Genomic DNA, 23,861 nt, shown 5'->3' on the forward strand with positions numbered 1-23,861 from the left:
TTCCTGAGTCCGCCAGTAGGATGCGGAACACCCGTCATCCCCCGGCGATTCCGAGCGCCCTTCCTGGGGTGATACGAGACTCTCCATCGGCTACCTCCCGAAACGATAACGCCCTCCGGCCACAAACGGCCGGAGGGAGTCCATGTGCTGGCTGTAGGATCAATAGCTCTTGTAGGGCAGGAACTTGCCGGAGAGCACCACGTTGACCCGATCGCCGTTGGGGTTTTCCTCGCGCTGGATATCCATGGAGAAATCAATGGCACTCATGATGCCATCACCGAACTCCTCGTGGATCAGCTCTTTGATGGTAGTGCCATAGACGCTGACCACCTCATACCAGCGGTAGATCAGCGGGTCGGAGGGCACCTCGGAGGGCAGCGACCCCTTGTAGGGCACCACCTGCAGCCAGGCCACCGCCTCGTCGGAGAGCCCGAAGATCTCCCCCAGCACCTCGGCCTGCTGCTTGTCGAATGTCATCTGGCCGAGGCAGCCGGCGGTGGTCCACTCCTTGCTCAGGCCGACGGCTCGGGCTACATCGCACCACTTCAGGCCCTTGCTCACCTTGGCGGAGAGGATCATCTCGGTCACTTGCTTGCGGTCGGTAATCATCGTTTGCTGCTCCTGCTCATGTTGAAAAAGGGATTATCGAGGGTGATTCAGGCCGGCCGAGTCGCGACGCGGGCGGCAGGGATGGCCTCGTCACGCGATGCCACCACCTTCAGGGAATCGAGGCCGGGGCGCACCACGACGGGCTCGCCGTAGGCCGCTTTGAGGTTTCGATTCACCTGAAGCTGCTTCGAGCGATGCACCAGGAAGTCCACCAGATGGTTGCGCAGCCGGTAGAACTGGGGATCGTGGTGCATGGTCTCCCGCTGCCGGTCTCGCGGTAGGGTGTTGATGACGATCTCGGCGATATGCGCCCGAGGGCCGTTGCTCATCAGCAGAATTTTGTCGGCCAGTAGGATCGCTTCATCCACATCGTGGGTGATCATAAAGACCGTCTGCCGGGTGTCGGCGCAGATCCTTAGCAGCTCGTCCTGAATCACGCCACGGGTCAGGGCGTCCAAGGCGCCGAAGGGCTCGTCCATCAGCAACATCTTCGGCTCCACGGCGAAGGCCCGGGCAATACCGACCCGCTGCTTCATGCCTCCGGAGAGCTCGGCAGGCTTCTTCTTCTCGGCGTCCTTGAGGCCGACCATTTTCAGGAAGCGAGCCCCATGTTCGGCCACCTGATTACGCGACCAGCGCGGATGGCGGGAGCGCACCGCAAAGGCGATGTTGTCCTCCACGCTCAGCCAGGGCAGCAGCGCATGGCTCTGGAAGACCACGCCGCGATCCAGACTGGGGCCATCCACCTCTTTGCCGGCCATTACGATGCCACCGCGGGTGGCCTGCTCCAGCCCCGCCAGCGCGTTGAGGATGGTGCTCTTGCCACAGCCGGAGTGGCCGATGATGCAGATAAACTCGCCTTTATGGATGGAGAAGCTGACGTTCTCGAACACCGGCGGCAGATCGCTGCGGTACTGCTTGGTCAGGCCCTCGACCTTGACGAAGGGAGCCTCGTTGCTAGGAGTTTCATTCCACATAGGTCACCTTCCTCTGCAGTTGGGCAAACATCAGGTCCAGTAGCATGCCGATAAGGCCGATCATCAGCACCGCGAAGATCACATTGTTCAGCGACAGATTGTTCCACTCGTTCCACACGAAGTAGCCGATGCCGGTGCCCCCCACCAGCATCTCCGCGGCCACGATGACCAACCAGGCGATGCCCATGGAGATTCGCATGCCGGTGATGATGGTGGGCGCCGCGGCAGGCAGCACCACCCGGAAGGCCTTGCGCAGCGGATTGACCTCCAGAGTGCGGGCCACATCGAGCCAATCCTTGCGTACCGCCGCCACGCCGAAGGCAGTGTTGACCAGCATCGGCCAGATGGAGCAGATGAAGATTACGAAGATCGCCGAGATCGTGGAGTCCTTGATGGTGTAGAGCGCGATGGGCATCCAGGCCAGCGGCGAGATCGGCTTGAGCACCTGGATGAAGGGGTTGAGGGTCTGGTAGAGCAGCGGCGACATGCCGATCAGAAAGCCCAGCGGAATCGCCACGATCATGGCCAGCATGAAGCCGGCACCCACCCGCCACAGGGAGTGCATTAGCTGGATGCCAATGCCCTTGTCGTTGGGGCCGTTGTCGTAGAAGGGACTGGCCAGATGCCCCAGGGCGCTGGCACCGAACTCGGCGGGGGTCGGAAACCCGCCGCTCTTCTCGCTCTCAGCGGAGAGCCCCATCAGCATCGCGTACTCGGGGTCCAGCCCCTCGTCGCCAGCGGCGATGGTCTGGGTGGCCACGTGCCAGATGGCGACCAGTGCCAGCAGCAGCAGGCAGGAGAGCAAGGCCGCACGTAGTTTCAAGGTCTTGTCCATGGTAATGGCTCCTCAGTTCAGCCGCGATAGAGCGGCAGGCTCTCGAGATAATCATCGGCCCGGTGCGGGTCGAAGGTACGCCCCATGACCTCGAAGCTCGGATATCCGTCCAGCGGCGCCTGCTCCGCCTCGGCCATGCCTAGCTCGCCCATCTGGCGACGCGCATCAGTCATCAGGAACACCTCCTCAGCCAGTTCCTTGAAGTCGACTTGCTGTTGCAGATAGCCCCAGCGCTTCATCTGGGTCAGCATCCAGGTGGCCATGCCGTACCACGGCATGGGGTCGAAACCGGAGCGCTCAGGCTCGTCCATGATCCCACCCAGGCCGTCGGCATAGCGCCCGGTCAGTGCCTGGCGAATCACGATTTCCGGCTGATTGAGGTAGTTGGGGGTAGAGATCGCCTCGGAGATGGTCGTGAGATTGGCCGGATCCCGGGCCATGGCAGCGGCGTTGAGTACCGCCCGATAGAGCGCAGCGAAGGTGTTGGGATTCTCCTGGATAAACGCCTCGGACATGCCGAAGGAGCAACAGGGGTGGCCGTTCCAGAGGTCCTTGGTCAGCACATGCAGGAAGCCGATCTGGTCGTAGACAGCACGCTGGTTGAAGGGGTCGGGCCCCAGGAAGCCATCGATATTGCCGGCGCGCAGGTTGGCCACCATCTCCGCCGGCGGCGTGATCCGCAGCTGCACATCGTGGTCCGGGTCGAGCCCATGCTCGGCCAGGTAGTAGCGCAGCAGGAAGTTATGCATCGAGTATTCGAAGGGAATCGCGAAGCGAAACCCTTTCCAGTTGCGCGGATCGCGGTTCTCCTTGTGTTTCATGGCCAGGGTGATGGCCTGGCCGTTGGTGTTCTGAATGGTGGCTACGCGCATCGGCTGGCGCGAGGAGCCCAGCCCCAGCGAAATGGCCAGCGGCATCGGCGCCAGGAAGTGCGAGGCGTCCAGCTCGCCGTTAAGCATTTGGTCACGCACCAGGGCCCAGCCGGAGCTCTTGATCAGCGAGACGTTCAACCCCTGCTCGGCATAGAAACCCAGCGGCCCCGACATGATCAGCGGCGTGGCGCAGTTGATCGGAATGAAGCCTACTCTCAGGTCCTTCTTCTCCAGTGGCCCCTGGCGCTCTTCCGCCATGGCCTGCAGGCTCTCCATGGGCAGCACGCTGGCGATGGCCGCCATGGCGGTGCCCGTCCCCACCGCCTTGAGAAAGCGGCGCCGGGTGGCGTCGTGGGGGAACAGCGCCTTGACCGCAGCGGCCTCGACGAAGTCGCGGGAGAGGTAGTCGGGGTCGCTGGCCCGGGCCTGACGGGCCTCGGCGTCGTGCTGCGCCTGGCTGTCGTGGCGACCGCAGCTGCAGCCACCCAGCCGTGAGTCGCTCGAATAGGGACGGTAGATATTGTTATCGCTCATGGACTTGTCCTCGTGATAATGCGGAGTAACCGTGTCGCCGATAGAATCAGGATCAGGCGGCGTGCCGGGCAGCACCAATCTGCAGAGTAGCCACCACCTCCCCACCGAGACGCTGCTCCATCTGCAGCGCCTGCGGGCCGTCATTCAGGATGACCCACTCGCCTTCGGGAACGGGTCGGCCGTGCAGGGTGATCGGCAGGCCTCGGGTCTTGAGCCTCACCACCGGTGCGGCATGGGCATAGCCGGGGTGAGCACGCCCCAGCAGCGCATGAGCAATGGCCTCGGCTTGGCGGGCCAGCGGCTCGATGAAGCGGCATGGTGCATCATCGATGGTGATGCAGTCGCCCAGGGCGAAGACATCGGGGGCACTGGTCTGCAGGGTGTGAGGATCGACCCGGATGCCGTGCTCAAAGTCGAGACCGGCCTGACGGGCCAGGCGCGGTTCGGTGACCAGCCCCGTCGCCGCCACTACCTGATCCACCACTAGGCGTTCGCCATCCTCCAGCACTACCGCCCGCTCGCCGCTGGCCAGCGGCTCGATGGCGGCGACCTGCGCCTCAGCACGAAACGCAATGCCCAGCGACCGCTGGTTTTCCAGCAGCCGATGGCCAGCGTTCTCGGGCAGCAGCGATGCCAGCGGGTAGCGGTGCCGATCCAGCAGGCTTACCGCATGGCCCGCCCGGGCCAAGTCCTCGGCCAGCTCGCAACCGATCATGCCGCCGCCCACCACCGCGACCCGCACGGGACCGTCGGACAACCGGCGCTGCAGCCCACCCCAGCCAGCCAGATCGTTAACACGCCAACAGTGCTGCGGGGCGAGTGCTGCGGGCAGCGCCGGGGTCGCCCCCAGCGCCAGCACCAAGCCGGTGTAGCCCAGGGTGCCGCGAGTGGTGCGCAGTCGGCGCTGGGCAGGTGAGAGGCCGGTGACGAAGGTCCGAACCAGCAGCTGCACCCCTAGGCGACTCGCTGCCTCGACAGCGGACTCCTTGACCAGCCCGGCAATGTCTAGCCCGCGACTCAGCGCCACCGACAGCTCCGGCTTGTGGTAGCGGTCGCCGTCACAGGCGGTGACCAGGGTGATCGGCAGCTCGCGATCCAGATCACGCAACGCCTCCACCGCAGCCCAGCCGGCCAGACCAGCGCCGACCACCACCACGCCGGTGCGACGAGGACCTGACTCGATGGCCACGGCCTCCACTGGCTCGCGCTTCTCGAAGGGCTCAAAGTCCGCCTTGGTCACGCCGCACAGCGGGCACTCCCAGTCGTCGGGGATATCCTCGAAGCGGGTCCCCGGGGCCAGTCCGCTGTCCGGATCGCCCTCCTCCTCGTCGTAGATCAGCCCGCAGGCGCGGCAGATATACTGCTTCCAGGCACGTTCATCGCTCATGACGGCATCTCCTCACGCATCAGGCGCGCCATCTCCCAGCGCAGGTGCTTGATGGCGGGGGTGACGATGGCCACGAAATGCGCCTCGCGGATGCGGCGCTGGGGGGCCGCGCTCATCAGATAGCCCCGCGCGCCTTGGTGCAGCAGCGCCGACTGCGAAGCCCGCAGCGCCAGCTCGGATCCCTGGACCCGGGCATCCAGCACCTCCAGCAGGTAGTCGCGGCTGGTCTCGAAGGGTGTGCTGGCCAGGGTCAGAGCACGTTCGCGCAGATCATCCAGCTCCGCCTGTAGCGCATCGGGGCGTTCATCCAAGTGCTGGTTGACGTGCCCCAGAGCCGGCTCCACCTCGCGGATCGAGTCGATGCTGCCCTGGCTGACGCCCAGCGCCATGCCGGCCTGCAGCAGGATGAAGGCGGCCTTGATGCGGGCGATGAAAGGTCGTGCCGGATCGGCGATCAGGTCATCCTTGCTGACGAAGTAATCCTTGAGCACGATGCTCCAGGTGCTCGAGCCCTCCATGCCGGAGAACACCGGGCACTGGCGCAGTTGCACCTCGTCACGGCAGTGCAGCACGAACATGATCTCGTGGGAGAGGCTACCGTCAGCCCCCTCGACCCCCGCGATGGCGCCGCAGTACTGCCCGTGGGCAATATGGCTAACCCACGGCAGGGTGCCGCTGACCCGGTAGCCGCCGGGTACCTGACGTGCCCGCAACGCCAGGCTCTCGATACCCGACAGCGCCTTCATGGGATTGGAGAGCGCGGTACCACCAAAGCTGGCGCCGCTGGCATGGCGCTCCAGAAAGCGGCCGGTAAGCGCTGGATTACCCGACTGCTCCAGATAGAGGCCGAAGACATCGTGGGCCCACACCAGGAAGCCAGTGGTACCACAGCGCCGACTGATGGCTTCCATGGCGCCGATGGCCCGGTCGAAGCGCTGGCCGTTGCAGGACAGATGCGCCCCCAGGCCGCCGGCACGCCCCAGTGACGCCATGATCTCGAGCGGATAGTGGCCCTGGTCGATGCGCCCGGCCATCTCGGCCAGCGGTCCGGCGGCGATCTGCTCGACCTGGCCCAGGAGCCCGACACCGGAATCCGGCAGCGGCGGCGATGGCATGCCCGGCACAGGCACAGAACGGGAGGGGGTGACGGTTGCGGCGTCGATCATGGTCATGACTCCGTGAAAGCGTTCGAAGGCCGCGGCGCCGGTGACGCCGCGGGGCGCGACTTACTCGGGATCCGCCAAGCCGATGCTGAAGGCGATCGGGTTACGCATAGTGTTGGCCACCGGCGAGTAGAAATTGGCGTGCCGGACGATCTCATCGAGCTCCTCGCGGCTGGCGTCGCCCTCGACCAATACCTTGACGCGGATCTCCTGGAAGCCCATCTCGGGCGGAAGCTTCTCGGCACCGCCAGCGCCCCAGGCCGCGGGGTTGCCGATATCGCCTTCCAGGAAGATCTCCAGACGGCTCAGTTTGACCTGCTTCCAGGTGGCCACGGCGGTGATCCCTACCGCCAAGCAACCGCCGAGGCCAGAGAGCACGATCTCGCCGGGCGCCGGCGCGGTGTCCTCACCGAACAGGTGCAGGGGCTCATCCACCACCACCTGGTGGCCGCTGACATGACTGATGGTGCGGTACTGCCCCTCGGTCACGGTGTGCACCTTGTTGGTGCCGCGGCTGGCGGGGTTGCTGCGGCCCTTCTCGGCAAAGGCCATCAGACCGTCACGATCGATGGGGCGCAGCTGGCTCTTCACGGTGGTAGGTGTGTCGGCAAGGGTAGTCATGGTCTTCTCCTGTCATTAGGTCGGTAGCGTTTCGGCTTGGCGCACTGCGCGCCCTTGATCTTCATCAAGTCTAAGCAACCGCTAGGCCAAACCTAAAAATAGGAGAAAAAAATGTTTATTTTTAGATACTTGAAGACATAACTACACCAACGCACCGAAGGGTGGCAACTCGACAAAGTCGGACATTTTGTCGGCAATGTCGACAATTGGTGCGTCGCACAAAAGGAAAGATGACATTACCGCGCAGCTGAAGTGGCCGCCGCCGACGCCGCTAGCATCGGATGGGGCAGGCAGGTAGAAACAGAGCGCCCCCGCCGGAAGACCGGCGGGGGCGCTGTCAGATGATACCTTCCAGAGCGTGGAGTCAGTCTGGGCACCCTGGGAGTTGCGCACGGCAGACGTCAGATAAAGTCGCCGCCCCTGGTGGCCGAGCCACCGGCTGACTTATGGCGAAGACGACACTTAGAGTCATGAGACGCTGCTGGGTAGTAAGCCCTGCGTAGAGTCATTGACTATCCCTAGCCTTGCTAATAAAACCCTCGATCAGCATTTTTGCGCGTTCAGCATCCCGTTCGTAAATGAACAGATGATCGAATACAGCTCCACACTGAGGGCCTGCTTTGATGCCCTCGTCATTGAGCACTTTTAAAACAGGGCCAAGGAAGCCAATAACGTCGAAAGGGAGCTCTCCATCCGTGGACACGACTCGAAATGGGCCGAAGCAGTCCCTAACCAAAGCTTCGGACTTCAAACGCTCGACTGCTTCCTCCTCGACAATAGCTGACACACCGGCTTGGTCACGAATCAAACAACTATAGCGGCCAACACTCGTAACAAACGCGCCAGCAGCATCTTGAGCGGATGCATCGCCAAGATCCAGCATCCAGTACCGCTCAGGCCAGACCTTCAACTTCATATTCGCCCATACAGCAATGGGGTCAATAGACATCAACGTCTCCTAAAACAGTTATACGGCTACCAACAACTGGCCGCCATAAGCTATCAAGTGAGAAAAGACCTAGCGGCCACAGGAGAAAACTTAATGGCTTCATTAGCCAGCCACAGCGGCTACTCCGAAACCTCTTTTAAGTTCTCTAATGGCACCCACCCTGATTCTGGGCAGGCAGATTTTTCACACCATACCCAACCATTCAAACTCTTTGTGCCAACCAGTAATTCCCCCTCCAGCACATTGAGCTCTCTTGCCGTATAGTCATCAAGTGCTCGCCCGCTAGAGCCACCGAAGCGCTCAATCACTTGACCAGGAACCCAGCCTGGTTCTTGCCCTGACGTACTGCAAAAGAACCAGTTATCCCAGCTTTCAGCCCCTTCATACTCTTCACCAACCGTAAGAAAATCACCTTTTTGGAAAGTAATGGGGCTAGGGAACTCACTTTCATGGGATCTTGTAACGAGATATTTCTTAGTACTCATGTGGCTATAAAACTCTAGTTAGTATCGAGACCTGGAGGCCCGTAAAGGTCATTGGTAGCGTTGGCCCTACCCATTTCACAGTGAACACTTCAAGAACGTCATACACTGCAATAAGGTAAGTTAACTCAAGATTGCCAATTAAGAACCATCACTGCAAATTAGCTAAAAGAGGGTTGATAATGCTTTGCAAACCCAGACAACGAATAAGACGCTGGCAGTTACTACTGATTTTGGTTGTAGCCTTAGGGTCAGCAGTGGCTGCTAAAGTGCAAGCCTCTGAACAACACTATCGCGCCTTCTTTGAAAGCAGCGTACTTCCCCTCTCTGAACCAGCACATCTAGCTCCTATGTATGACGCCATTGGCGAACGCCGCTTCGTGTTGTTGGGTGAGTCGACCCATGGAACCCACGAGTACTATCACTGGCGTGCCGAGATTTCCCGCGAGCTAATTACCAATCACGACTTTTCATTTATTGCCGTAGAAGGCGATTGGCATGCCATTTATCAGCTAAACGACTTCGTGAAACTGCGTGACTCTGTTGAAGACAATGCCTCGGGAGATGCCCGCACACTGCTGCGTAACCACGCTATTCGCTGGCCCCGTTGGATGTGGATCAATGAGGATTTTGCGGACTTTCTGGACTGGCTGCGCGCCCACAATGCCGAACGCCCAATGGCGCAGCGAGTAGGCGTTTTTGGTATTGATATGCAAGACCCGCAAGACTCAATGGAACATGTGCTGGCCTGGTTTCAGCACAATGATCCCAGTAACTACCCGCAAGTGGCTGATGCCTATCACCGTATGCTCGACTTCCCAGAAGAGTTCCGCGGCTACGCCCAGCACTTGGTATACGGCGGAGAGCGTCTCAATAACCAGATGGCACTCGCTGCCAAGCTGTTACACGACCAATTAGGTGGTAATCCAGCAGACGCCGACAAGGCAACCTGGGTGGCTCGCGAAAATGCATTAGTCGCCAAACGCGCAGAAGCACAATTTCACGGCGCCACACAGCTAGGGCCGGAATCTTGGAATGCCCGCGCTCGCTTTATGCATGAGTCACTGCTGCGCCTAGCCAAACGCCATGGAGAAGAAAGCCGAGGGATTGTATGGGCGCACAATACCCACGTGGGAGATTCAGCAGCCACTAACATGAGTAATCGTGGCGAGGTCAATATCGGGCATTTACTACGTATCAGTGAAGGCGAAGATGATGTCTTTATACTCGGCTTTGGCACTTATCAAGGCTCCGTCATCGCCAGCCCATCCTGGGGCGAAGGGCAGCAAGAAATAGCTGTCGTACCCGCTCACCCAGAAAGCTATGAAGGCCTACTACACCAGAGTGGGATTCAGCAGGGCCTGTTTCTGTTTGACGACACTGCACGCCAGGGTGATTTGCTTGCGCCGCGCCACCAACGTGCCATCGGCGTGATTTATACCCCACCGAACGAAGCCTACGTGCCAACTATCCTGACTCGCCGCTACGACGGCTTCATTTACTTTGACGAGACCCAAGCACTAAACCCCTTGTAAGAGGGCTTTTATTTATAAAGCCAGCTACGCTGCCATGCATCGATGGTATCCATCGATGCAACGAAGCCAAGCAGGACGATTATGGCAACGCCCTAAATACGTAGCCACATTGGGAAATAGTTGGGCTGCTACATTTCTCTTGCTAGTCGAACACGTCTCTTGATTCTACTGAGTGCGACAGGTGTAACTCTGATGTACCCACCTATGGCTTTGTCCGACAGATACATTGCCAGCCTGCCGTGCTATTCAATAAATCTGAGGTAGCGCTTCTGGGGAGAGCGTTAACAGATCTCTCAGCGCTAGGTGAAAAGTAGCCTAGTAACCGAGCATGGTTATTAAAACCTCTATTAAGAACACACCAGAACTAAAATGTGATTGCCATTCGTATCATATCTTTGTGCTGAATCCCATTTTCAAAAATGGGCTCTTCATAATTCTCCAAGAAAAAGTCTACCTCCAAGCTGAATGGCCTAAATCCCGCTTTTTGATAGTACGCAAGCTGGTACCCGAAAGTCCCTGTTCCTAATTCAAGACGGTGAGCACCTAAATCTTTTGCCGAGTTCATTACATGGCTAAGCAGCTCTGAACCATGGCCTCTGCGCTGAAACTCCGGCGCCACTGCGATGTTCATAAGCTCATATATTCCCAAGGACAACTCCTTTAAGACATAAGCGCCTATCTCTTCCCCATCTAACGTCGCTACATAGCACTTTGAATGTTCAAGATAGCTACGAACCCTCTCAACTGATGGGTCAGCTTCAAGCAGGATCGTCATCGGAACCTTCAAACCTGAGACTTCTTCTATTTTCATGGAGTTCACTTTCACTCTGCGTAACGCTTGCCACAAACGCGAGCGGCTTATAGCGAGCCGAGCGGCGAAGCGACGTTTTCAATTTTCAAGAAGCTAACACCCTTGCTCTGAAGCCAAGGCAGATTGGCGCATCATTCACGCAAGCTAGCACCGGGAAAATTGACTTTGGCCGCCCAGCAGCAGCTTGCTAGGCTCATGGCCGTAAAAGCACATAAAACCTTTCATTAGTCACGAGGCCGGCTGAGCAGATAATTCAGGTGTGAGCAAATCTCAGGCCATTCGCCTCTGCGTAAACTATACATCACAGTGTCACGAATAGTGCCGTCACGGCGCAGCACATTACCCCGGATCACACCATCCTTCTTCGCGCCTAAGCGCTCAATTGCACGCTGACTCTCGAAGTTGAAGTTGTCCGCGCGCCAACCAACCACATTACAACCTAGTGTGTCGAAAGCGTGGGTTAAAAGCAGCAACTTGCATATAGTGTTGACATGCGTTCGCTGTGCTCGCTTTGCGTACCAGGTGTAGCCAATTTCTACTCTTTTTACGTCGGGCAGAATATCGTGGTAACTGGTGGAGCCAAGCACCGTGCCGCTGGCATCGTCAATAACAGCAAAAGCAAAACGGTGGCCTTGCTCGCGACCTCTCAGCGCGGTATCAATGTAACCGCGCGTCTCGTTGGGTGCTGGCACAGATGTGATGCGTAGATTCCACAATTCTCCATCAGCGGCAGCGGCGCGAAGCCCCTCTTCATGGCTAAACTCAAGCGGCACCAAACTTATGCCGCGTGCTGTGAGGGTGATGGGTTCTATGAAGGCCATGTTGTTCCCGATATCTAATAGCGAGCGCAAACTCCCCGCCTTGTTAAAATTTTTATAACGCCATATGTAGTAGTGGATACGCATTTCCCTAGCCATCGATTGGTGAGCCATCCCACTACCACTGTTAGCGCACCTTAAATCAATAACGCCAAGATACTCTGTAGATCTTCTTCCGCTAAAAATACATAGCTATGCACTTACCTCGATTACAGCTATATATCAAGCACAAGCGACAAGCCGCGCTATAGAGCAGGCATCCCAGCGACAAAGGCAGTGAATGGGACGTACTGTTAGGCATTTTTACTACCCAGTTTTGACCATTGCTGCAAAGAACCAATAGCAAACAGGCCACCAATGAACAAACAAATACCTGAGCTGATGAGCCAAAATGTCAGGCTATTTTCTGGGAACATGGGTATTAAGCCAACGAATGAAACACCTCGAAATATAAATATGCCTGCAATAACTACCAAAGCCAATCTTGTGAGCGGTAAGCGCTTAATGACGCCAGCTCCAGAAAGTCCATAGAGCGCACAAATTAAAAGTATTAAAACAATGACAGAAGTGACTATCGCAGGATACCAAAGGCCTTGTTCTGCCATCTGAGCCATCTCTTCACCAGCGCCAAAGAAACGATACCAATCTGCGCCGAATACTATGCAGCCAACATGAGCAAGTGCAGCGACAACGCAGCAAAGTGCTGCAGTGACAAGGTACTTATTACTATCAGAATTCACTTTTCCTCCTTGAGTGCCTAACGCTTTGGTTCAGAGATAAATTGCGAGTACAGCGAGTAACTTACCCGCGTGCAACAGATTTCATTCGAATGAATCCATAAGCATGACGGTTCCATCTTTTCTTTGATACTTGTTGATCATTGGTACCAACCTTTTGAAATGTTCTGTATTACAGTGGATACGCAATGCTTCCCGATCAGGCCACTCCTCTATGAATATAAAATGCCCTGGGTCTTTTTGGTCGATAAAAAGATCGTAAGACACGCAAAGCGGCTCTTTTTTAGTTTTCTCAACTAACTCTCGATATAGAGCCATCACTTCTTGAATATGGGCCGGATCGATGAAGTCTTGAGCAATTACTTTCAACTGTTCCTGTGCTTAGCCTAATGACTCGGTATATAGAGGCCTCCAACATTGCTCTCTCCCTTTAGGGCTCTATTCCGCTAATTTACTACAGACACTTTAAATAGGTCAGTCACACAACAGGATGATGATCAACGTCTAACTGGATTATTTAAGCATGGCTTTCCCAGCTACAAAACTGGTTACGCACTTCCATAAGAGCGAACCCTAGCAGATTAAGCCCTTGCCACAGGTTTGGATTTTTCGCAGCAGGATCATCAACCGCCAGCCCAATTCCCCAGATGCGGTCCACGGGACTCGCTTCAACTAGCACCTGATTGCCAGTTGATACCAAGAAGTCCTTAAGCGCCAAGTTTTGATCAAATTTTAGGAGGTTAGCTTTGACGACGATTTCGAATCTATGACGGTCCCATAACTGTTCATCAAACCCCTTGACCTTACGACCTATTTTCTTAGCTTCTCCAGGGCTTGATGCTGCCACTGCCCTTTGCACAGCATCATCGTCACAAAATAGACGCGCCTTTGCTGCCATCATGTAATGCTCTGCCGTCTGGTACGTTATCCCACCTTCGATGAATGGCGCGTCGTACCACTGGCTAAAGCAGGATTTCATAATCCCACCTCCAGACTTCTGGTGACCCCAAAAGAACAAATATTCGACCCTGTTCCCATAGTTCACATAGTGGGATAGCTCATCCCTGTCTCGAATCTGCACTTTGCACCCTCGATCTATATAGCGGCTTAACAAGGCTATAGAAAAACCCAATTTCAAGCCACTTCGCGGCTCAGCCTTTTCGTCGTGCCAATATTGCCGAACATTGCCGTCATCTCTCCTCAATGAACAAGCCAGGGTAGCTGGCGATAACACCCGGCGCAGAAAACATCAGTATTCCGCTATAGTCAGCAGTTGGCGCCTGATACTCATATTCAGTGTCTGAAATGCGTTTATAGCGCTGCGGGAGTATCTCAAACCTCAGCTCAGGGAATGCCAAATAAGCGGCGGACACTTGCGCTTCTTCGCCAACCCGCAGAGCCAGCCGCCGAACTGGAAGAAAGTTCGTTGCTGGAGTGAATCCAAGGTCCAGGTCCATACAGCCTGCCAACTGGGGCTGCTCAGCATCATTCATTATCCAAACCCCGTTATCAGTAGCACGGACCCGCACGTCCACTACTGTATCGCCAATCCAACCTGCCACCGCCGCCTTCTGTGTCTGAAAGGCCGGATCAGCGAGCACCTCGTATCGGATCTGGCAGACCTCTCCACCTTCGAGAAATACAGCCGAACCACGTAAGGTCCAGCCGTTATCACTAGGTGCGAACCGGCAAGCATCATGGCCAGGCACATCGAGCCTGCGCCACAACACGGTAATAGCTTTGTTCATTCAGCCCCCTTGCTGGTGGCGACGCTAGCACTTGAGTTAGGCATCTTTATCCTGGGTCACCCCATAAGTGCGAAGCGCGGACTGAATTTGCGACTCTTCAGTAGTCTCTGAAGGGTAAAGGCGGTAGCTAGGCGCAACGATCGGTTCCACAGCGATAGCTCTTACAACGAACACGCTATATATCGGATAGCGATCACCAGCCATCGCGAGCAGCGGGTCAACCCAGCGAGAATACTCCGGCTCTGACGGCTTAAGTTCGGTTGCCGTGCCAATAATCTTGAAGCCCTTTTGGACAAAAACATCAACAAAACTCAGACATATCTTCTGGTTCACCCTGATATTCTTTGCTGACTGAGGTGAAGCAATGTTTGCAACCACTATGTTCTGACTATCTGCAACAGCAAATACTTCCTTTGGCGACACATTCGGCTGCCCGTTTTCGTCACTTGTAGCTAGCCAACAGAGCACGCTTCGCTCTACAGATTCACGAACTTCGGAAGTTATTAGGTCTGACACACATTCCTCCTAGAATGCCTAACGCAGCTTTAGTCTAAGCGGGTATCATAGAAAGATCGTTCGATATACTGCTCCCCACTCCATGACGCTGCCAAATGGCCATAAGCGGCTGTTTGCGTCCGCTGAATTGACAGGTTGAGCAATGCCTCCCAATCCACACCTGGAATGGTTTGTTTTGATCTCAATGCCACCCAGGCGGACATTCCAAATATTTATTTTGGTTCTAATCCCGCTTTTCAAAAAGCTCCCAGTGATCGTGCCACGGTAGCGAGATCGGTGAATATGCCCTGCCCAGCCTGCTCTGGCCCGGCACCTGGTCCAATAATTGTAATCTCGCTAACTGTATCGGATTTAACGGTAAGAGCATTCATCACACCATCAATCCGGGAAAGTGGATCTGTCAGTGGCAGGGCAACTGGCTCGACACGACATTCAAGCGGTATATGTCTAGCTTCGGGACTATTGCTCTTCTGACCGAGCTGCACACTGGCTAAAAGCTTGATCCGACATTTGTTCTGAGCAGCCTGCTGTACCTCATTTTGTGTAATTTCGGTAATCCCACGCAGGATGACTTGATCGGCTGAAACAGTTTGGCCAAATGCAACGGCTGTCAATATACGAACCTTTGCAACTATATCGTATCCTTCCACATCATCTGTTGGGTCTGGTTCCGCGTATCCATAGTATTTCGCATCAGCTAATGCACTTGAATAGTCAAGACCGTCGGCCATCTTGCTTAGAATGTGGTTTGCCGTCCCATTCAAGATTCCCCGGAATCCAATCACGCGTGTTCCGGCCAAGCCCTCTTGCAAAGTACTCAGAACTGGGGTGCCGGACATGACGGTGGATTCCATTCGGAAATGAACACCGCGCTTCTTAGCAAGCGCAGTCAATTCCAGTGCTGCAGCGGCGCAAGCGCCTTTGCTAGACGTTATAACGTGGGTGCCACGTTCCAGAGCTACGCGGATGTGGCTCAGCGCAGGTTCAGGATCACGAGGGTTTGTATTACTTGTTTCTGCCAACACGTCGTATTCTGTCGCTGCAAGGCCCTCGAGTGCATTTTCCCACCATTGGACACCGGGGTAATCCGCCAAAGCCTTCCCGGCAACTAAATAATTGAGTAGGTTAGGAATATCAAAACCGGCATCACAGTGAATAAATCCACCACGGCGAGTGGCGACACTAACCACAGAAACCTTAACTCCACACTCTCTTTCGAGCCATGTGCCACGTCTATACACGGCATCAGCTAGCCAGCGCCCCACTGTACCAAAACCAACAATTGATAAACGTATATGTTTCATGTGTGTGCCATCAACCAATGGGCCAGAGAGGCATGAGTTCTAGAGAGATACACAGCGACTGCGTAACAGACCGGTTTGGAATCACGCAGCAGTGGAAAAGTGATCACTGTGCAGTCTTTGGTTATAAACCAATATAGCTCAAGGCCACATGCGCTTCTGTGTAATCCAGAACCGATTGAGGGCTATTAATGCGATTCCCGACAGAGACAAAGTTGTAGCCCAGGGTTTTGGATGCTTCCTGATCCCAAGGCCCGTCCCCAAAATAGGTTATGGAATCGTAACGCTCCTTACCCGCACGCCTTGCGGCCAACCGCATAATCCTGTAACAGCTATTGTTCAAACATTTCATCGAATTGCGTCACGCTAACTCCGTGACCAAAATGGTGAAGCACCTCATTTTCAAAATAGGTTTGCTGTGATTCCTTAAAAGCGCCAGTGGCGTCGGTGACCACGAAGGTACGATAACCTTTATCATGAGCTTCCCTCAGTGTCGATTCCACACACACGTGAGTTGCAAATCCAGCTAAAAATAACGTATCGACTCCGTTATTCCGCAGGAAGCTATCGAGATTACTGCCAGCGAATCCTGAAGCGCCCGTTCTCTCAGTGATGACATGCTCATGTGGAAGCGGTTCGAAATCGGTATGGATAGATTGCATGTCACCTCTCCAAGTATTGGCGTTAGGTATTGCGGCTCTGAGGCCAAAGGTGGCATCACCAAAAATACGGTACTGGGCATCAGGTTTTAGCGTCACGTGAATTACTGATACTCCCTGTTTCCGGGCCGCGGCCAATAGAGATTTCGAATGATGGATAGCTGACTCAAAATGCACCTCGTCCTCAACGAGAAGGTTTCGAAGATTGCCCTCTTCCGAAACCCATTCGTTCTGGTACTCAATCATCACTAACGCCGATCTGGACTGCTCAACAGATTCGGCGTACAAATTGGATGATGAAATCGCCATTCCCGCGATAATTACTTGAACAATACGCTGAAGTGTCATTGATAAAGCTCCTGAATCATGTGATTGACAAGAGCATTCTTCACAAAGAAGTAGCTTAGAGCCTTAACATTTGATAAGTCAGTTTTTCATGCTCCGAATTCGAGACAGGGTTACGTCCGTCATCCCGAGGTAAGAGGCCAAATGACGGAGTGGGACTCGCTCGTGAAGGTCGGGAAAGTCAGCTACGAACCGCTCATATCGGCCTCTCGCATCCAACTGAAGAAACATGACTTCGCGGCGAATTTTATCTTCGAGCAGGCCTTCAGCCAGACGATAGAAAAAGTCATTACCACCAGAATATTTCCTCAGAAGCGCAGCCAATTGGGCATAACAACACCGATAGACTTCAACATTGGTCAGCGCTTCGACAAAGAAAAGCGAGGGTTCCTCGATAGCTGATCGAGCCATTGGGGCAAGAATTTGTCCTTCACTGAAAAATCCCTTATTGGATTCTCTGCCTTCGGAGTCCAAGTAGTACAGCCTGAAAATGCCTTGGCGAATCACCATCAGTTCATTCCAACGTTCCTCCGGAGATAACATTATCGAACCCGAGGAAATGTGAGCTTGCCGAAAGAGCGGAATTACTTCAGGAAGGGACACCTCCATTACCCCATTGTCAAGCAGGACTCTGGAAAGATCTGCAGTCATAGCTTGCCTTAACGCTTCTACCTTTCTCATACGGAGTAGCTCTCGATGCCTGTCATAACCTATTCGCACTTCGGGAATATAGCTACACAACGAGGCTGTAGAAAAACCCGCTTTCAAGTCATCTCCACCGCCTGTTGCTCTAATTTTCGTCACCCTACCAGTCATCTGGTTGGATGATATTAATATCGGCATTCAGACACTAAAGTGCGCACCTAACGCTAAGTAAGAGGGCTATTTTGCTCTTATGAAGCGATATACCCCACTCCTCGCCCTTCATGACGCGGCCAAATGACCATCATTCGCTAACTTCTCAATATTGTGCGCTAGGCAGTAAAGCCGCCATTGGCCCTGTACTTTCTTCTTGCCCCAAAGACTGAAGCGGTTCAGTCTTTGGCGAAGATCTATTCGAACTATTATTTTCTTTTACCTGCCAATTTTCAGCAGGCATAGAAACAGGTTCGAGCCAGTAAAGGAGCCGCCGGGGTGGAGGGGATATTGTCCGCCAAGAGTAAACTGTTAGGTGGTATATATACTCTGCAAAATGAACGAAACACGCTCATTAATATTGCCTCGTGGAACTTCCAGTGTTTCGTACCCCCATTGCGCATACCACCTTTTCATACCCTCAAACACCTCGATGGACTCCTCAAAAGTTTGATCACGTTCTGAATCTGTATCGTAAATTTCTTTCCATGGAGGCAGAAGAAAGACAACGCTGTTATATGGGAACTTTTGAACGTAATTCGCTATTTCATCTCGTGCTAATGCGTTCTCCGCATCGAGCATGTACAGCGCGTCCAGCACCCCGCGATCAAAGAACATGGCATGGGCGCAGGTGGTTACATCCTGATACTTTTCGATATCCGAACTAAGTATCTCCTGAGCAAAAGAGACCGGGTCCGGTCGAGGCGATAATCTAGCCGCTAACCGCTCTTTGATTATTTTCCTGGCAGACTCCGGTACGCAACTATATCCTCGCTCCGCTAGAGCACTAAGAATTGTAGTTTTGCCACCACCGGGGCCGCCGGTGACTACGAATCGATGGTTCATCTCACCCCTAACGTTTTACATGAGTGGCGACCGGAAGCGGGCGCAGCACGTTGGAAGGCGTCCGCTCCATGGAAAGGTTAGGCGTCACCATGCTCCGAGAACTCAACGATGGCCTCAATTTCCACAGCAAACCCCTTAGGCAATGAGCCAACACCAATGGCGGAACGGGCATGCTCACCACGCTCGCCAAGAACTGCGACAAGCAGTTCAGAACAACCGTTGATGACTTCCGTGTGAGAAGTGAAGTTTGGGTCGGCATTCACCATGCCAAAAACCTTGACGACACGCTGCACCCGTTCGAAGCTTCCAAGCGCCTCTTTGATGAGTGCCAGAAGGTACAGGCCGACCTCTTGAGCATAGAGCCGGCCCTGCTCGACAGAAACTTCCGCCCCTACTTTTGGGACGGTGCCTCCCTCTTCGCGCAAGGGGGCCCCCTTGCCGGACAGATAGAGCATGCTCGCCGAGATGACGTAGGGGCGAAAGTTACCCCTTGGCTTGGTAACTACGGGTAGCTCTAGACCTAGCGAGCGAAGACGTTCTTCCACAGTTGGTTGCATTGTCAGTTCCCTATATGCGCTGTTTGCGACTCCGTGACGTCTAACGAGGCTGTAGAAAAACCCGATTTTAAGCCATCTCCAGAGCCTGTCATCCTAGTTTATTTACCCAGCCAGCAATCTAGCTGGGGAGTATTAATATCGGCCTTTAATCACTAAAGTACGCGCTTTATGCCAGTTAAGAGGGCTGTTTTGCTCTTATGAAGCGATATACCCCACTCCTCGCCCTTCAAGACGCGGCCCAAACGACCATAATTCACTAACTACTCAATATTGTGTATCAGACAATAGAGTTGCCACTGGCCCTGCACCTTTTTCTTATCCCGTAGCCTGGATCGGCTCAGTGGTTTTGTCGTACCAATATTGCCGAATACCGGCTCCACTACCGGCATGCGATGGTTGTAGATCTGCTTTCCTTGAGAGCTGAACGGTATCGCAGGAAAGGGCTTTGAAAATAATATTGGTCTCGCAGCTCCACTGCATCTCGCGACTGGAGGTGATGCCTTTTGAGTAAGCGAACAGGATAATCTTAAGCAGGATAGCCGGATCATAGGCCAGCCGTCCGGTCGCGTCGTTGCGGTACTGGGGATGGAAAACGGACAAGTCGAGCTTGTGCTCGATCAGGTAGTGCACAGCGTGTTCAAAGGTGCTTGGCTGGAGCTGATCTTGGTAGTTGATCACCACCATGGCGTTCAGATCGTAGTTATAAGCCTTGAAGCGCGGCATGCTGACCACTCCTCGTCTGTTTTCTCGATCCTACCAAGACTTAGGTGTCAGAGGGGTTTTTATACAGGCTCAACGCTCGAAACAGCGTCGTATCTATGATCTATGCGTCCGTCTGCTTTCGTGGCAATGAGAATTGCCACGATTATGCCGATGATCTGTGCATTGGCTATAAGCCATGTAACGAAATTCCCAAACATTTCCATAGAGCTATCTATTGCATCCAAACGTGAAGGGTAACCGGTGCTGGGCGGCTTTATTGCGCAGCGTTCGTGTTGACCTCAAGGTTAGGCGGCATTGCAATAGGACAAGGTCAATGCCCGCATGGCTAGGCATCACTCCACACTTCCCGAGTTTCGTGAGCATTAAGTATTCCTGCCGCAGTGATACCGGACGGTATCGAACACTTAAAGAATGGTGAAAAATTCTTCTCAATACATGCCGGAAGTTGTGAGTTCTTATCTGCTAGTAAATAGTTTTCTGTAAATGTGATCCGGGATGTGCGTGCAATTCCATGTGGTTCAACGCTGCCTAATGTGAGGCCCTTGTGGCGATTCCTATGGTCTAAGTGAAACCAATAGATTTGGAAAAAATTTTCTCCAAAAATATTTCTGAACTGGAACAACAAAAGATATTGGTCGGCCATCTTCGGAAACCCGGGCCGCACGGAAACTTGTTTGCCAGCGGGTACAACCGGAAAACCAAAATTGTCATACACAGAATAGAAGCCATCGAAGGTATTGACGATTCTCTTCCGTTCGGGCCAGCCCTCGCCTACGAATTCGTTTAGGAATGACATTACGTCCTGATCGTCTTCGTGATAATGAGCAAGAACCAGTGCTCCAATGTCGAGGGCGGGTACGTTTCCCCGATTGATCACCGAAAGCCTGGCCTCGCTGCCATCCACTTTGACTTCGCAATACAGCTGAGGGTAGGAGCCAAGTTCATTATTTCTTCTATTCTCCTTCAATATCCTGAACGTCAAAACCACGTAGACCGCAGTCAGTATTGATAAGACGATATTTGAAATTGACGCTGTATCCATGGCAATTTTCACTATTGCAAAAGGTTCAACTTGTGGGAAACGTTGCTTTGGCGCCTAACGCCTTTGTAACCGGACCGAATTGCGGAGCAGTTTTTTGTGTTATAAGCGCAGCGAACACAAAAACCGCGCAGTAATTTGGTTCCGGTTGACAAATTTGTTAGGCAATTTTTTGCGCCACTATGTACGTGTGCAACTCTGGATACTGGTCAAACTCTAAGTGCTTGATGGTGCATCCATTATCGAGAAATACCTGTATAAAGCCATTTATTCCTAGGGATGAGTAATACATCATTGGCCCCATAGTATCGTCAGAATGATTTCCCGGCCCGTTAACCCCACCAAACGAAAATATCATAATACCATCGGGGTTTAACGCCCTTGCCAGCTTTGATATCACACTAACTTGCTCATCCAATGGAATGTGCCAAATACTGTCCCAGGCACTTATGAAGTCATATTTTTCTGATAGCAGATAGGAGCAAATATCTTCGTGATAAAAATTCCATTCTGGATTGCGGCTTCGAGCTAGCGCAATCATTTTTTCTGACACATCTAAACCTTCAGGCTTAAATCCCTCTTTGGCCAGTAAATCCATTATTCTCCCGGTTCGGCCACAACCGACATCGAGAGCCTTCCCTCTCGACTTTACAAAGGATATTGCTCTTTGGTGCTGATCGATACCGTTTTTCATATTGAACCGATCGTCAGACCAGCGACCTGTGATTGTGTCGTAGTTTTTTCCCGTTTCTTCAGGGTTCATAACGTATTTGCCTAACGCCGCAAGCATGCGCGGCTTTGTAGTGGAGGCGGAGCCGCAACGAAAAAGCCGTCGCCATGACTTGCATTGTTAACCCTGGGCAGAGAATGCTTCATGGTACGCTACCCCGCCTTGCGGAAATTTCCCGTCAAAGGATAAAGCCTGAAAGTATTCTGCGGGTACGCCGGGATATACCAGGCCATCAACGACCTTGAAACCGAAGCGACCATAGTAACCAGGATCTCCAAGTACAACGCAGCCGGTCGCCCCCATTGACTTGAGAGCGGCAAGGGAACTTCGCATTAGCTTTGAGCCCACGCCCTGACCTTGTAGCTCAGGTAGAACAGAAATTGGCCCAAGTCCGAACCAACCAGCTGCACCATTGGAAATGGTGACCGGAGAGATTGCAACATGGCCAATAATTTCTCTATTTGCCACGGCAACCTGAGAGATGGTTAATACTCCTGAATTTCGAAGGGCTTCAACAATAAACTGCTCTGTATGCTCTGTATGTGGAACATTCAAAAATGCCTGTTCGGTTACTCGGTTTATTTGCGCGGGATCTCCAGCGCTTTCTTCACGTATCTGAATATCCAAGTCTCGACCTCTCGGAGGGTTAACGCCCGCAGCACGCGCAGCTTTGTTGTGGAGGCGAAGCCGCAACGAAAAAGCTGTCGCCGTGCCTGCGTTTGTTAGCCCTATGGATAGTTTTCAGACCCAACGGTTCCATCAGCTGGCGCTCGAAATGTCCTGGACAAAAGCTATCTTATTTCCGTCGGGATCAATAACTTCGATCATTTTAATGATGCCCGGATACTCTACCACCTCGCCGTGCGGCACGTTTGCCTCGGCGCACGTTCTGCATTGAGCCTCGATGTCGTTTACACCGACTATGACTGTTGAAGTTCCTGCTCTCTCGGAATCAGCGGTTACCTGAAGCCAGGCGCTATCGGCAAGTTGCCACTCCGCTACACCTTCCACTGGGATCATATCCGCATTCCGGCCGAACAGATTGGCATACCACCTGACTGCGTCGTCTTGCTTTCTGACCGATAGAACTGCAAACACGCTATTTATGTTTGAACTGGACATACACTCTCCGTTTGCACTTGATTCAGGGCCAGCGGGCTAACGCCCAATTAAGTAGCCCGAAACGCGACTACCAACTTTCCGCACAACGCCGTAAACACTAAACCCAACGCAAAACGAAAATGCCACGCGTTGAGGGTCTGCTTGAATTGTTTGTTAGCCCTTTTTTCCCAGCAAATCAATTAGTAAACTGGAAAACTTTTCTGGATTTTCTTGAGGTAACATGTGGGATTCATTTTCAATAACCACCAATTTTGAGTGTCTTGAAGCTCGTGCATCACTCTGTGTGGCCAGCTTAAATAAGTCTCGTGTTTTATCGCCATACCCAAATATCAAAGACAGATCGATATTCGATAGACTTTGGGCATCAATCGATGGATGTTCTTGCTGATTCAGTTGCAAAGACAATGTATAAGCTTGCTTTAACTGTAAACTCTTCACCTCAGTTGGTTGCTTATCGAAGTAACCCTGACAATTCCCAGAACCGTCAATCAATGATTCAACAGCTAAACTCAAATTCCCCTGATGCACATGATTAAAAACAGGCTCAAACATTGATTCTGCATCCGCAACCCAAGTTTTCATTTCATCTTCTTGAACACTGCCGGGATACCCTAGCTCATACAAAAATACCTTAGACAATGGCAATTGAGACGTTGCTATCATGTTCAATACAACATCTGCACCATAAGACCAGCCCACAACATTCACTGGCTTATCTGAAACCAATTTTTTCACAAACTCACATAGTTCTTGAGCATGTGAATTTAGACCAAAACTTAAGCTATCATCATTATCAAAATGACTTAAAGTCACTGAAACGACATCAAAATACTGAGCCAAGGAATCTATATGAGGGAGCCACATAGAACCATCTGTTAATGCTCCATGAACCAAGACTAAATATTCACCACTACCTTTTTGAAAATATTCCACATGATATTCCTATTAAGGGCCAACGCCGCGCTCTGCGGAAAATTTGGAGCGCAGCGTAAAATTTTTCCGACAGCAGCGCTTTGATACTCATTGAGCCTTCTCCCCCAGCTCAGCCTGTTTGGCTAAGCTGAAAAGGCGACCAAACCTAACAGGAGAA

General features: G+C 53.4%; 30 protein-coding genes and 1 pseudogene. 1 reads left to right on the forward strand and 30 read right to left on the reverse strand.

All coding sequences use genetic code 11. The annotated features are described in order from the left end of the window. Window positions 1–159: 159 nt before the first annotated feature. From cynS to CPA45_RS15040, 10 genes are all read right to left on the reverse strand, one after another. On the reverse strand, window positions 160–609 hold the full coding sequence (cynS, locus tag CPA45_RS15000; RefSeq protein WP_096652822.1) for a cyanase: 450 nt from the start codon (window positions 607–609) through the stop codon (window positions 160–162). Between the two features lie 47 nt (window positions 610–656). Further along, the gene (locus CPA45_RS15005; RefSeq protein WP_096652824.1) at window positions 657–1,586 is read right to left on the reverse strand and encodes an ABC transporter ATP-binding protein; all 930 of its coding nucleotides are present in this window, start codon (window positions 1,584–1,586) and stop codon (window positions 657–659) included. Beyond that, window positions 1,576–2,421, reverse strand: coding sequence for a nitrate ABC transporter permease (ntrB, locus tag CPA45_RS15010; RefSeq protein WP_096652826.1), 846 nt, complete (start codon window positions 2,419–2,421; stop codon window positions 1,576–1,578). Before ntrB ends, CPA45_RS15005 begins: the two co-directional genes overlap by 11 nt. Before the next feature lie 17 nt (window positions 2,422–2,438). After that, complete coding sequence (locus CPA45_RS15015; RefSeq protein WP_096652828.1) at window positions 2,439–3,827, reverse strand: ABC transporter substrate-binding protein; 1,389 nt, start codon at window positions 3,825–3,827, stop codon at window positions 2,439–2,441. Between the two features lie 52 nt (window positions 3,828–3,879). Next, window positions 3,880–5,214 carry an FAD-dependent oxidoreductase gene (locus CPA45_RS15020; RefSeq protein ID WP_096652830.1) on the reverse strand — a complete coding sequence of 445 codons (1,335 nt, stop codon included), beginning with the start codon at window positions 5,212–5,214 and terminating at the stop codon, window positions 3,880–3,882. After that, complete coding sequence (locus tag CPA45_RS15025) at window positions 5,211–6,380, reverse strand: acyl-CoA dehydrogenase family protein (protein ID WP_244287619.1); 1,170 nt, start codon at window positions 6,378–6,380, stop codon at window positions 5,211–5,213. The genes CPA45_RS15020 and CPA45_RS15025 overlap by 4 nt, the downstream gene beginning before the upstream one ends. 60 nt (window positions 6,381–6,440) lie before the next feature. Next, window positions 6,441–6,998, reverse strand: coding sequence for an OsmC family protein (locus CPA45_RS15030; RefSeq protein WP_096652832.1), 558 nt, complete (start codon window positions 6,996–6,998; stop codon window positions 6,441–6,443). Between the two features lie 141 nt (window positions 6,999–7,139). Then, complete coding sequence (locus CPA45_RS22720) at window positions 7,140–7,391, reverse strand: hypothetical protein (RefSeq protein WP_133066790.1); 252 nt, start codon at window positions 7,389–7,391, stop codon at window positions 7,140–7,142. A 112-nt stretch (window positions 7,392–7,503) separates the two neighbouring features. Then, the gene (locus CPA45_RS15035) at window positions 7,504–7,947 is read right to left on the reverse strand and encodes a hypothetical protein (protein ID WP_096652833.1); all 444 of its coding nucleotides are present in this window, start codon (window positions 7,945–7,947) and stop codon (window positions 7,504–7,506) included. 119 nt (window positions 7,948–8,066) lie between these two features. Continuing rightward, window positions 8,067–8,432, reverse strand: a complete 366-nt coding sequence (locus tag CPA45_RS15040) for an SH3 domain-containing protein (protein WP_096652835.1) — start codon at window positions 8,430–8,432, stop codon at window positions 8,067–8,069. 179 nt (window positions 8,433–8,611) lie between these two features. On the opposite strand from CPA45_RS15040, the gene CPA45_RS15045 reads away from it, so the two are divergent. Further along, entirely contained in the window at window positions 8,612–9,964 is a 1,353-nt protein-coding gene (locus tag CPA45_RS15045) for an erythromycin esterase family protein (protein WP_096652837.1), read from the forward strand. A gap of 364 nt (window positions 9,965–10,328) precedes the next feature. Here CPA45_RS15045 and CPA45_RS15050 read toward each other — a convergent pair whose 3' ends face one another. The 20 genes and pseudogenes from CPA45_RS15050 to CPA45_RS15150 all read right to left on the reverse strand — a co-directional run bounded on the left by CPA45_RS15050 (window position 10,329) and on the right by CPA45_RS15150 (window position 23,704). After that, entirely contained in the window at window positions 10,329–10,775 is a 447-nt protein-coding gene (locus CPA45_RS15050; RefSeq protein ID WP_096652839.1) for a GNAT family N-acetyltransferase, read from the reverse strand. A 224-nt stretch (window positions 10,776–10,999) separates the two neighbouring features. Then, complete coding sequence (locus CPA45_RS15055) at window positions 11,000–11,596, reverse strand: GNAT family N-acetyltransferase (protein WP_096652882.1); 597 nt, start codon at window positions 11,594–11,596, stop codon at window positions 11,000–11,002. A 290-nt stretch (window positions 11,597–11,886) separates the two neighbouring features. Further along, complete coding sequence (locus CPA45_RS15060; protein WP_096652841.1) at window positions 11,887–12,333, reverse strand: hypothetical protein; 447 nt, start codon at window positions 12,331–12,333, stop codon at window positions 11,887–11,889. Between the two features lie 81 nt (window positions 12,334–12,414). Further along, complete coding sequence (locus CPA45_RS15065) at window positions 12,415–12,699, reverse strand: putative quinol monooxygenase (protein ID WP_208858520.1); 285 nt, start codon at window positions 12,697–12,699, stop codon at window positions 12,415–12,417. 148 nt (window positions 12,700–12,847) lie between these two features. Further along, window positions 12,848–13,411, reverse strand: coding sequence for an NADAR family protein (locus tag CPA45_RS15070; protein WP_096652843.1), 564 nt, complete (start codon window positions 13,409–13,411; stop codon window positions 12,848–12,850). A gap of 109 nt (window positions 13,412–13,520) precedes the next feature. Beyond that, complete coding sequence (locus tag CPA45_RS15075) at window positions 13,521–14,078, reverse strand: putative glycolipid-binding domain-containing protein (protein ID WP_096652845.1); 558 nt, start codon at window positions 14,076–14,078, stop codon at window positions 13,521–13,523. 36 nt (window positions 14,079–14,114) lie between these two features. Then, the gene (locus CPA45_RS15080; protein ID WP_096652847.1) at window positions 14,115–14,594 is read right to left on the reverse strand and encodes a pyridoxamine 5'-phosphate oxidase family protein; all 480 of its coding nucleotides are present in this window, start codon (window positions 14,592–14,594) and stop codon (window positions 14,115–14,117) included. 236 nt (window positions 14,595–14,830) lie between these two features. Further along, window positions 14,831–15,898, reverse strand: a complete 1,068-nt coding sequence (locus tag CPA45_RS15085) for a homoserine dehydrogenase (RefSeq protein WP_096652849.1) — start codon at window positions 15,896–15,898, stop codon at window positions 14,831–14,833. Window positions 15,899–16,227: 329 nt separating this feature from the next. Continuing rightward, the gene (locus CPA45_RS15095; RefSeq protein ID WP_208858521.1) at window positions 16,228–16,902 is read right to left on the reverse strand and encodes a cysteine hydrolase family protein; all 675 of its coding nucleotides are present in this window, start codon (window positions 16,900–16,902) and stop codon (window positions 16,228–16,230) included. A 78-nt stretch (window positions 16,903–16,980) separates the two neighbouring features. Beyond that, window positions 16,981–17,667 carry a Crp/Fnr family transcriptional regulator gene (locus tag CPA45_RS15100; RefSeq protein ID WP_208858522.1) on the reverse strand — a complete coding sequence of 229 codons (687 nt, stop codon included), beginning with the start codon at window positions 17,665–17,667 and terminating at the stop codon, window positions 16,981–16,983. Between the two features lie 156 nt (window positions 17,668–17,823). Continuing rightward, window positions 17,824–17,967: a transposase gene (locus tag CPA45_RS23195; protein ID WP_208858525.1), complete on the reverse strand. Its 144-nt coding sequence runs from the start codon at window positions 17,965–17,967 to the stop codon at window positions 17,824–17,826. A 99-nt stretch (window positions 17,968–18,066) separates the two neighbouring features. Next, on the reverse strand, window positions 18,067–18,600 hold the full coding sequence (locus CPA45_RS15110; RefSeq protein ID WP_096652855.1) for an AAA family ATPase: 534 nt from the start codon (window positions 18,598–18,600) through the stop codon (window positions 18,067–18,069). A gap of 77 nt (window positions 18,601–18,677) precedes the next feature. Then, entirely contained in the window at window positions 18,678–19,157 is a 480-nt protein-coding gene (locus CPA45_RS15115; protein ID WP_096652857.1) for a RidA family protein, read from the reverse strand. 260 nt (window positions 19,158–19,417) lie between these two features. Further along, the gene (locus tag CPA45_RS15120; RefSeq protein ID WP_208858523.1) at window positions 19,418–19,546 is read right to left on the reverse strand and encodes a transposase; all 129 of its coding nucleotides are present in this window, start codon (window positions 19,544–19,546) and stop codon (window positions 19,418–19,420) included. Window positions 19,547–19,580: 34 nt separating this feature from the next. Further along, a pseudogene (locus CPA45_RS15125) lies at window positions 19,581–19,880 on the reverse strand (transposase); the annotation flags it as partial. A 325-nt stretch (window positions 19,881–20,205) separates the two neighbouring features. Further along, a complete protein-coding gene (locus CPA45_RS15130; protein ID WP_096652859.1) occupies window positions 20,206–20,922 on the reverse strand; it encodes a hypothetical protein in 717 nt (238 codons plus the stop codon). A 157-nt stretch (window positions 20,923–21,079) separates the two neighbouring features. Then, the gene (locus tag CPA45_RS15135) at window positions 21,080–21,682 is read right to left on the reverse strand and encodes a class I SAM-dependent methyltransferase (RefSeq protein WP_096652861.1); all 603 of its coding nucleotides are present in this window, start codon (window positions 21,680–21,682) and stop codon (window positions 21,080–21,082) included. Window positions 21,683–21,769: 87 nt separating this feature from the next. Beyond that, window positions 21,770–22,276 (reverse strand): GNAT family N-acetyltransferase, encoded by a 507-nt coding sequence (locus CPA45_RS15140; RefSeq protein WP_096652863.1) that lies wholly within the window; start codon window positions 22,274–22,276, stop codon window positions 21,770–21,772. A gap of 132 nt (window positions 22,277–22,408) precedes the next feature. Beyond that, complete coding sequence (locus tag CPA45_RS15145; protein WP_096652865.1) at window positions 22,409–22,771, reverse strand: VOC family protein; 363 nt, start codon at window positions 22,769–22,771, stop codon at window positions 22,409–22,411. A gap of 153 nt (window positions 22,772–22,924) precedes the next feature. After that, window positions 22,925–23,704 carry an alpha/beta fold hydrolase gene (locus tag CPA45_RS15150; protein WP_096652868.1) on the reverse strand — a complete coding sequence of 260 codons (780 nt, stop codon included), beginning with the start codon at window positions 23,702–23,704 and terminating at the stop codon, window positions 22,925–22,927. Between the last annotated feature and the right edge of the window lie 157 nt (window positions 23,705–23,861).

The organism is Vreelandella nigrificans (assembly GCF_002374315.1).
GTDB lineage: Bacteria > Pseudomonadota > Gammaproteobacteria > Pseudomonadales > Halomonadaceae > Vreelandella > Vreelandella nigrificans.

Excerpts from the sequence above, each read along its gene's own strand:
- CPA45_RS15055 (WP_096652882.1), bottom strand. The coding sequence starts at position 11,596 with ATGGCCTTCATAGAACCCATCACCCTCACAGCACGCGGCATAAGTTTG.
- CPA45_RS15025 (WP_244287619.1), bottom strand. The coding sequence starts at position 6,380 with ATGATCGACGCCGCAACCGTCACCCCCTCCCGTTCTGTGCCTGTGCCG.
- CPA45_RS15085 (WP_096652849.1), bottom strand. The coding sequence starts at position 15,898 with ATGAAACATATACGTTTATCAATTGTTGGTTTTGGTACAGTGGGGCGC.
- CPA45_RS15095 (WP_208858521.1), bottom strand. The coding sequence starts at position 16,902 with ATGACACTTCAGCGTATTGTTCAAGTAATTATCGCGGGAATGGCGATT.
- CPA45_RS15135 (WP_096652861.1), bottom strand. The coding sequence starts at position 21,682 with ATGAACCCTGAAGAAACGGGAAAAAACTACGACACAATCACAGGTCGC.
- CPA45_RS15075 (WP_096652845.1), bottom strand. The coding sequence starts at position 14,078 with ATGAACAAAGCTATTACCGTGTTGTGGCGCAGGCTCGATGTGCCTGGC.
- CPA45_RS15005 (WP_096652824.1), bottom strand. The coding sequence starts at position 1,586 with ATGTGGAATGAAACTCCTAGCAACGAGGCTCCCTTCGTCAAGGTCGAG.
- ntrB (WP_096652826.1), bottom strand. The coding sequence starts at position 2,421 with ATGGACAAGACCTTGAAACTACGTGCGGCCTTGCTCTCCTGCCTGCTG.
- CPA45_RS15020 (WP_096652830.1), bottom strand. The coding sequence starts at position 5,214 with ATGAGCGATGAACGTGCCTGGAAGCAGTATATCTGCCGCGCCTGCGGG.
- cynS (WP_096652822.1), bottom strand. The coding sequence starts at position 609 with ATGATTACCGACCGCAAGCAAGTGACCGAGATGATCCTCTCCGCCAAG.
- CPA45_RS15120 (WP_208858523.1), bottom strand. The coding sequence starts at position 19,546 with ATGCCGGTAGTGGAGCCGGTATTCGGCAATATTGGTACGACAAAACCA.
- CPA45_RS15030 (WP_096652832.1), bottom strand. The coding sequence starts at position 6,998 with ATGACTACCCTTGCCGACACACCTACCACCGTGAAGAGCCAGCTGCGC.
- CPA45_RS15050 (WP_096652839.1), bottom strand. The coding sequence starts at position 10,775 with ATGAAAATAGAAGAAGTCTCAGGTTTGAAGGTTCCGATGACGATCCTG.
- CPA45_RS15015 (WP_096652828.1), bottom strand. The coding sequence starts at position 3,827 with ATGAGCGATAACAATATCTACCGTCCCTATTCGAGCGACTCACGGCTG.
- CPA45_RS15145 (WP_096652865.1), bottom strand. The coding sequence starts at position 22,771 with ATGTCCAGTTCAAACATAAATAGCGTGTTTGCAGTTCTATCGGTCAGA.
- CPA45_RS15130 (WP_096652859.1), bottom strand. The coding sequence starts at position 20,922 with ATGGATACAGCGTCAATTTCAAATATCGTCTTATCAATACTGACTGCG.
- CPA45_RS15045 (WP_096652837.1), top strand. The coding sequence starts at position 8,612 with ATGCTTTGCAAACCCAGACAACGAATAAGACGCTGGCAGTTACTACTG.
- CPA45_RS15040 (WP_096652835.1), bottom strand. The coding sequence starts at position 8,432 with ATGAGTACTAAGAAATATCTCGTTACAAGATCCCATGAAAGTGAGTTC.
- CPA45_RS15035 (WP_096652833.1), bottom strand. The coding sequence starts at position 7,947 with ATGTCTATTGACCCCATTGCTGTATGGGCGAATATGAAGTTGAAGGTC.
- CPA45_RS15110 (WP_096652855.1), bottom strand. The coding sequence starts at position 18,600 with ATGAACCATCGATTCGTAGTCACCGGCGGCCCCGGTGGTGGCAAAACT.
- CPA45_RS15115 (WP_096652857.1), bottom strand. The coding sequence starts at position 19,157 with ATGCAACCAACTGTGGAAGAACGTCTTCGCTCGCTAGGTCTAGAGCTA.